The organism is Dyella sp. 01N36 (assembly GCF_056399745.1).
The window spans coordinates 1-7,013 of the sequence record NZ_JBFTRY010000176.1 but is presented as its reverse complement, the minus strand read 5'-3'; the positions used below and the strand labels follow the sequence as shown (position 1 = coordinate 7,013).

Sequence of the window (7,013 nt, the reverse complement as noted above, 5' to 3'; positions counted from 1 at the left end):
CCGCACGCCTAGCCGAGGAATGCATGTACGACCTGCTCGCGCCGGTCGAACGCGTCAGCGGCTACGACACCCACATCCCGCTGTTCCGCCTGGAAATGAAGTACATGCCGAGTGCCGAGCGCGTGGTGGAAGCCGCCAAGCGCGCACTGGCTGCCAGCTAAGAACATGCCCTTCGATGTCCCGGCCATGCCGGGCATCGCACAATGAACACTCCGCCTGACCACGGAATCAATCTCATGGCCGACATCAAGACTTTCTATCTGCCCGACCTCGGCGAAGGCCTGCCCGACGCCACCATCGTCGAGTGGCACGTGAAGGAAGGCGACACCATCAAGCTCGACGCACCGCTGTGCTCGATGGAAACCGCCAAAGCCGTCGTCGACGTGCCTTCGCCGTACACCGGCAAGGTGACCAAGCTGCACGGCGCCGCAGGCGACATCATCGAAACCGGTTCGGCACTGGCCGAATTCGAGCCCGATCCGAACGCCAAGCAGCGTGCCGAGGCCGAGTCCACCGGCCACCACCACGGCCCCAAGAAGGGCACCGGCAGCGCCACGGCCGATACGCACAAGGTCGTTGCCTCCGATGAAGGCGGCGAGATCGACAGCGGCAATGGCAAAGCCGATCGCGAAGACGAAGGCACCGTGGTCGGTGCGATGGTCTCCGGCAGCCACGTGCACGTGGAGCAGGCCTCCAGCGTCGGCGGCGTCAAGGCCGTGCCGGCGGTGCGTGCGCTCGCCAAGAAGCTCAAGGTCGACCTCGCCCGCGTGCAGCCCTCGGGCGCCGACGGCGTGGTCACCATGCAGGATGTGAAGAACGCCGCCGCCAACGGCAGCGCCGCCCTGGGCGCCGCACCGGCTCGCAGCAGCGTGCCGGCTTCCGCCGGTCGTCACCTGGCCCCGCAGCTGCCGGAACCCGACGCTCCGCGCACCGCCACCTCGCTCGCCGGCAAGCCGGTGCGCACCGCGCCGCCGAGCGTGCAGGCCAGCGGCCAGCCCGAACAGCTCAAGGGCGTGCGCCGCAATATGGCGCGCGTGATGGCCGAAGCCCACGCCAACGTGGTGCCGACCACCCTGGTGGACGACGCCGACCTGCACGCATGGATCGGCAAGCAGGACATCACCGCCCGCCTGATCCGTTCGATCGTGGTTGCCTGCAAGACCGTGCCGGCGCTCAACGCCTGGTTCGACGGCAAGAACCTCACCCGCACGCTGCACCCGCATGTGGACATCGGCATCGCCGTGGACACCGAGGAAGGCCTGTTCGTGCCGGCCCTGCGCAATGCCGACGTGCTCGATGGCGCCGGCATCCGCGCGGCGATCAAGCGCCTGCGCACGTCGGTGGAAGACCGCACGATTCCCGCGTCGGAACTCAGCGGCTACACCATCAGCCTGTCGAACTTCGGCATGTTCGCCGGTCGCTACGCCACGCCGGTCGTTGTGCCGCCGTGCGTTGCCATCATCGGTGCGGGCAAGCTGAGCCACGACGTGGTGGCCGTGATGGGCGGCATCGAAGTGCATCGCCGCATGCCGATCTCGATCACCTTCGATCACCGCGCCGCCACCGGCGGTGAAGCGGCACGCTTCCTCAAGGCGCTGCTCGACGATTTGTCGCTGCCGAACTAAGGCAATCTAAGCGTACGAAGAGCCCCGGCCATGCCGGGGCTTTTTTTATGCGCGAAACGTTGACGGCCCCTGCACCCGGCCTCGCACTACGATCGATGGCCGCTCATCACGGGACCGCCGCCATGCATCACAGCCGACTGTGCACCATCGTGATCGACTGCAAGACGGACAACCTGGCCGATGCCGCCACCTTCTGGAGCCACGCCCTGGGCAAATCCATCGTCACCCTGGACGAGGATGGCGATGGCAAGTACGCCCGGCTTGCGTCCGCCGATGACGAGCCCATCATCCTGTTGCAACGCGTCGAGCACGACAACCGCGTGCATCTGGATATTGAAACGGACGATATCGAAGCCGAAGTGCAGCGCATGGAGAAGCTCGGCGCCACGCGGGTCCATTACGTGCCCGACCGCTGGTGGGTCATGCAGGCGCCGAGCGGGCATCGCTTCTGTGTGGTTCGCCCGCAGCGAGAGGAATTCGGGCCGCATCTCAATCGCTGGGGTTAGTGCCACCTAGAGCACCATGCCACACCTGTGGGAGCGCACCCTGTGCGCGACGCAGCGCCACGTCGCTTCCGCTCCGTAGGTTTGTCGCGCACAGGGTGCGCTCCCACAGAAAATCCAGACACCCTACCCTTGTAGGAGCGCACCTTGTGCGCGACCGCGGCGCGATGGCGTCTACGCTCCGTAGGATTGTCGCGCACAGGGTGCGCTCCCACAGAAGATCAGCGGTGGTGTTTCAGTAATCGCGAATATCCAGCGCCACAAACCCGCGCACGCTGTAACCCTTCTCCGCTGCAGGCCACGAGAGCGACGCCAACAGGCGATCGCCGGCCGGCCACGCGGCATTGTCGAGCAAGGCCTCGGCGGTAACCGCGCCATCGTCGCCACGACGATAGAACAGCCGCACCCAATGCAGCTCCGGGTTCAACGACTCGCTCTGCAACGCAGTGCGAAGCTGGGCGACCAAGCCGGCGGGCGGCTCCACGCCATCCTGACTCGACAGCCACGGCGCAACGAACACATCCCACGTACGGATACCAAAATCCCAACTCTGCAGCTGCATGCGCCGATCGTCGGTGACGTACCAGCACGCCGCCAGCAACACATGGAACACGCCATGCTCAAACGCGCGCAGCGCATCCAGGCAACCCGCTTCACCACCGCCAACGCCGGCGAAACTCTCTTCGATATGGCGATCCTCACTGATCACCACATCGACATCCAGACGGCCGGGTTCGCCCGCGGCGCCTTCGAACCAGCTGGCGCGCACGGCGGGGAAATCGCCGTCCGTCATCAGCCACTCTTCGTCGGGTTCCAGTTCGACGTCATGGCGTTCGAACAGGCGCAGTAGGTATCGCTGGAGGTCGGCGTCTTGCATGGTCGTTTCCTGCTTCAGTGCGCGTGAGGGCGCCATACGAGCTGGCGCACGATCAGCGCCAGCACCAATACCACGACGCATGCGCCGTAACCGTAGAGCGCCGGCAGCACCTGCTGCCAGATGGCGCCGCTGGAAGGGCCGTACTGGCCCACCGTGGGCACCGTCGCCGTATCGAACGCCGTGCTCGCACACTCCACCGCGGCGAACGCAGCGAGCAGCAAGGCCGCCACATCGAAGTATCGGCGCAGGCGCGTGCGCGGCAGGCTCTTGGGATAGGACCAGAACGCCCAGCCCAAGATCAGCAACCAGGGCGCGAGCATGAGGATGGCCAGATAACGCATACGTCAGTTCACTCCATGAAAGCCGAGCGCTTTATTCTTGCGCTGCCAGTTGGTCGAGCGCGCCGCGCAGGCGATCGAGCGCTTCGTCGCGTGCCTGCTCGCCGTCGTATGCCGGCGTGGCGCCGACCTGGTCGCCGTCGATTTCCAGCACCAGGGCCTGCGGCTGCACCTGCACCACGGCCGATACGCTGCCCAGTTCCTTGATGCGCTTCTGCATCGCGCCGGCTGCCTTGGGATCGGCAAACGAACGCGACAGCAGCAGCTCTTCGCCGTCGGCGGAGAACAGGCGGAAACGGAAACTGCCATCGGCATCGCGGAAGCTGGCGAAGCGCGCGGACTTGCCACCCTTAGCAGCAGTCGCCTTGGTGCCACCGGTGCCCGATGCCACCGCTGCACCCGAACGCAGGCCAATCGCATCACGCAGTTCTGCAATCTTGGGCGCAGCAATCGCACGCGCCTTCTTGGCGCCTTCCTGCAGGATCTCCTCGATCACCGCCGGGCGCGCCATCAAGGCGTTGTAGCTTTCTCGCATCGGCGCAACATCCACTTCCAGGCGCTCGAACAACACCTGCTTGGCCTCGCCCCAACCCAGTCCATCGACCAGTGCCTGGCGGAACGCGGTGGACTCGGCGTCGCTGGCGAAGGCGCGGAAGATGGTGAACAGCGAGGAGCTGTCCGGATCCTTCGCTTCGCCCGGCAGGCGCGAATCGGTGACGATGCGCATGATGGAATCGCGCAGATGCTTCTGCCCACCCGCGAACAGCGGAATGGTGTTGTCGTAACTCTTGGACATCTTGCGGCCATCGAGGCCGGGCAGCGTCGCCACCTGTTCCTCGATCACCACTTCGGGCAACGCGAAGAATTCGCGGCCGTAGATATGGTTGAAACGCTGAGCGATGTCGCGCGCCATTTCGATGTGCTGGATCTGGTCGCGGCCCACCGGCACCTTGTTCGCGTTGAACGCGAGGATGTCGGCCGCCATCAGCACCGGATACATGTACAGGCCGGCGGTGATGCCGGCATCGGCGTCCTCGCCGCTTTCCGTGTTCTTATCCACGGACGCCTTGTAAGCATGCGCGCGATTGAGCAAACCCTTCGCGGTGACGCAGGTGAGGAACCAGGTCAGCTCGGGTATTTCCGGAATATCGGACTGGCGATAAAACGTGACCTTCTGCGGATCCAGGCCCGCGGCCAGCCATGTGGCGGCAATTTCCAGGCGAGAACGCTCGATGCGCGCCGGATCGTCGCTCTTGATCAGCGCGTGGTAGTCGGCCATGAAGTAGAACGCATCCACGTCGTCGCGCCTGCTCGCGGCAACGGCCGGGCGGATCGCGCCGACGTAATTGCCCAGGTGGGGCGTGCCGGTGGTGGTGATGCCGGTGAGTACGCGGGTCTTCATGTGCTGGTTTCTTCGTATTGTTTGGTGTTGGCGATCAGCGGATCAGCGTGGACTTGCCGAACAGCGACTCCACCAGGTCCACGGCCAGGCGCGCGGTCTGGTTCTTCTTGTCGAAGGCGGGATTGAGTTCGACGATGTCCAACGAACTGACGCGGCCACTGTCCGCGATCATCTCCATGCACAGCTGTGCCTCGCGATAATTCGGGCCACCGCGCACGGTGGTGCCCACGCCCGGCGCGATGGTCGGGTCGAGGAAGTCCACGTCGAAGCTCACGTGCAGATGCGTGTTTTCGTCCACACCGGCGAGGGCTTCTTCCATCGTGCGCTTCATGCCCACTTCGTCGATGTGGCGCATGTCGAAGATGCTCACCTGCGACTCGCGCACGAGACGCTTTTCGCCCTCATCCACCGAACGGATGCCGATCTGGCGGAACGCCGCCGGAGAAGTAGCCGGCACATGGCCACCCATCTCGACCAATTCCTTCGGTCCATTGCCGCACAGGCAGGCCACCGGCATGCCGTGGATATTCCCCGACGGAGTGGCATCGGCCGTGTTGAAGTCGGCGTGCGCATCCAGCCACAGCACGCGCAGCGTCTTGCCCGTGTCGCGGCAATGACGCGCGATGGCGCTGATCGAACCGATCGCCAGGCAATGATCGCCACCCAGCATCACCGGCACGCGACCGGCGGTGAGTTCGGCGTAGATCGCCTCATGCACGGCCTGGTTCCAGGCCACCACTTCTGGCAGATGGCGATAGCCGTTCACCGGCGGCTGCCACGGATTGAGCGGTCCCTGCAGGTTGCCGCGATCGACCACTTCCAGCCCGCGCTTGGCCAGCCGGGCGGCGAGGTTTGCTACGCGCAGTGCTTCGGGTCCCATGGACGCGCCGCGATGCCCCGCGCCAATGTCCGTGGGAACGCCGATCAGGGAGAGTGCCTTGTTGACCATGAAAACCTGCAGTGTCAAAGCGGAATACGAGTCGTCCTAGTGTGCCAGAGGCAGACGACGTTGCCGCCATGTGTTCAAACTGCCGTCCAGCAGACGCACATGGGTATAGCCCAACGATGTAAGCGTTTCCTGCGCCCTGGCAGCGCGCTTCCCGGAGACGCAATACACCACGATCTCGCTGTCGCGGGGCACGCCGAGAACGCCGGCGCGGCTGGCCAACTGGTCGACGGGGATATTGAGTGCGCCTGCAATGTGGCCGTCGAGGTATTCGTCGGACCCGCGCACATCGACCAGCACCGGCGCCTGCCCGGCCTGCTGGCGTTGCAGCAGTTGCGAGGCGTTGATTGGCGCATCTGCCCCGATGGCGGTACCCATGCCCGCCAGCATCAGCAGTGCGGCCAGGTGGGCCTTGAGCATGCGGGAAACCCTCGATCTGGTGCCGGCAGCAGGAGTCGAACCCGCGACCTACTGATTACAAATCAGTTGCTCTACCAACTGAGCTATACCGGCGAAGAAGCGAAGTCTAACAGGCCCCCGCGGTGCAACGCCAAAGGCCTCAGAAGCAGCCGGTGCTATGCGAACCCACGCCGCGCACGCGATTGCGCCAGTCGGTGTGGCCGTTGTCGGCGATCACTACGTCCAGCCAGTACTCGGCCACGCTTTCGGTGCGTTCGGTCATCTGGGCCGGGAATCCGGCGGCGACCACTTGTTCGCGACGGCGGCGGGCGTTGGCGGGATCCTTGAACAGCCCCAGCGAAATCGTGTTGGACTGGTCACCGGCGCTGACCACGAAGTATTCGCCGACATTGGCCGCGGCCAGACGGCGGCCCAGCTCCAGCGCCTTGTCGCGGCTGCCACCGCCCGGCAGGTAGACCCACCACCCGGTGGTCTGCGTGGTTTGTTCCTGGCGCTGGCGCATGCGTGCCGCCTGACTGGTCAGCGCGCTGCGCGCGTTGCGCATGTCGGTTTGCGTGGCGAACGGGCCCAGGGCCATGCAGGTATAGGTGTTGGGTCGCGATGGCGGCGGCGGCGCGGGCGCGGGGGGCTGCGCCACCGGCGCGGCATTGGACGTCGGGCCTGCTGCGGTCGCCGCTGTCGCGGCGCCAATGGTCGTTGTCGGCGACGCCGRTGCCGGTGCGCTCGAGGGCGCCGGCGGGCGCTCGCTCAGCAGGTGCAGTTCGGGCACGCCGGCATCGGTGGCGCTGCGGTCGTGCACGTCGTCCTGGCCCAGCAACAGCCACGCGCCTACCGCAATATTGAGTGCGATCAGCAGGACAAAGAGCAGGCGCAGGAACATCGATGATCCGTCAGGCAAGCGG

Annotated in this window: 8 protein-coding genes, 1 tRNA gene and 1 pseudogene; 3 read left to right on the top strand and 7 right to left on the bottom strand. The window is 65.5% G+C overall.

Annotation, left to right across the window (positions count from 1 at the left end; all coding sequences use genetic code 11):
* The 3 genes and pseudogenes from AC1DMG_RS18175 to AC1DMG_RS18165 all read left to right on the top strand — a co-directional run.
* Positions 1–161: pseudogene (locus AC1DMG_RS18175) on the top strand (alpha-ketoacid dehydrogenase subunit beta); the annotation flags it as partial.
* 75 nt (positions 162–236) lie between these two features.
* On the top strand, positions 237–1,625 hold the full coding sequence (locus AC1DMG_RS18170) for a dihydrolipoamide acetyltransferase family protein (RefSeq protein WP_441604703.1): 1,389 nt from the start codon (positions 237–239) through the stop codon (positions 1,623–1,625).
* 122 nt (positions 1,626–1,747) lie between these two features.
* Positions 1,748–2,131, top strand: coding sequence for a VOC family protein (locus AC1DMG_RS18165; RefSeq protein WP_441604704.1), 384 nt, complete (start codon positions 1,748–1,750; stop codon positions 2,129–2,131).
* Between the two features lie 232 nt (positions 2,132–2,363).
* Here AC1DMG_RS18165 and AC1DMG_RS18160 read toward each other — a convergent pair whose 3' ends face one another.
* The 7 genes from AC1DMG_RS18160 to AC1DMG_RS18130 all read right to left on the bottom strand — a co-directional run.
* Positions 2,364–3,005 (bottom strand): DUF6348 family protein, encoded by a 642-nt coding sequence (locus AC1DMG_RS18160; protein WP_441604705.1) that lies wholly within the window; start codon positions 3,003–3,005, stop codon positions 2,364–2,366.
* Positions 3,006–3,019: 14 nt separating this feature from the next.
* Positions 3,020–3,346, bottom strand: a complete 327-nt coding sequence (locus AC1DMG_RS18155) for a hypothetical protein (RefSeq protein WP_121877849.1) — start codon at positions 3,344–3,346, stop codon at positions 3,020–3,022.
* A 31-nt stretch (positions 3,347–3,377) separates the two neighbouring features.
* On the bottom strand, positions 3,378–4,745 hold the full coding sequence (locus tag AC1DMG_RS18150) for a tryptophan--tRNA ligase (RefSeq protein ID WP_441604706.1): 1,368 nt from the start codon (positions 4,743–4,745) through the stop codon (positions 3,378–3,380).
* A 34-nt stretch (positions 4,746–4,779) separates the two neighbouring features.
* Positions 4,780–5,694 (bottom strand): arginase, encoded by a 915-nt coding sequence (gene rocF, locus AC1DMG_RS18145; RefSeq protein ID WP_441604707.1) that lies wholly within the window; start codon positions 5,692–5,694, stop codon positions 4,780–4,782.
* A gap of 36 nt (positions 5,695–5,730) precedes the next feature.
* Positions 5,731–6,111, bottom strand: coding sequence for a rhodanese-like domain-containing protein (locus AC1DMG_RS18140; protein WP_441604708.1), 381 nt, complete (start codon positions 6,109–6,111; stop codon positions 5,731–5,733).
* A gap of 17 nt (positions 6,112–6,128) precedes the next feature.
* Positions 6,129–6,204: transfer RNA gene (locus AC1DMG_RS18135), tRNA-Thr, on the bottom strand.
* A gap of 46 nt (positions 6,205–6,250) precedes the next feature.
* Positions 6,251–7,013 (bottom strand): SPOR domain-containing protein (locus AC1DMG_RS18130; protein ID WP_477180862.1); only part of this gene is annotated, 763 nt, incomplete at its 5' end.

Excerpts from the sequence above, each read along its gene's own strand:
- AC1DMG_RS18150 (WP_441604706.1), bottom strand. The coding sequence starts at position 4,745 with ATGAAGACCCGCGTACTCACCGGCATCACCACCACCGGCACGCCCCAC.
- AC1DMG_RS18160 (WP_441604705.1), bottom strand. The coding sequence starts at position 3,005 with ATGCAAGACGCCGACCTCCAGCGATACCTACTGCGCCTGTTCGAACGC.
- AC1DMG_RS18170 (WP_441604703.1), top strand. The coding sequence starts at position 237 with ATGGCCGACATCAAGACTTTCTATCTGCCCGACCTCGGCGAAGGCCTG.
- AC1DMG_RS18140 (WP_441604708.1), bottom strand. The coding sequence starts at position 6,111 with ATGCTCAAGGCCCACCTGGCCGCACTGCTGATGCTGGCGGGCATGGGT.
- rocF (WP_441604707.1), bottom strand. The coding sequence starts at position 5,694 with ATGGTCAACAAGGCACTCTCCCTGATCGGCGTTCCCACGGACATTGGC.
- AC1DMG_RS18155 (WP_121877849.1), bottom strand. The coding sequence starts at position 3,346 with ATGCGTTATCTGGCCATCCTCATGCTCGCGCCCTGGTTGCTGATCTTG.
- AC1DMG_RS18165 (WP_441604704.1), top strand. The coding sequence starts at position 1,748 with ATGCATCACAGCCGACTGTGCACCATCGTGATCGACTGCAAGACGGAC.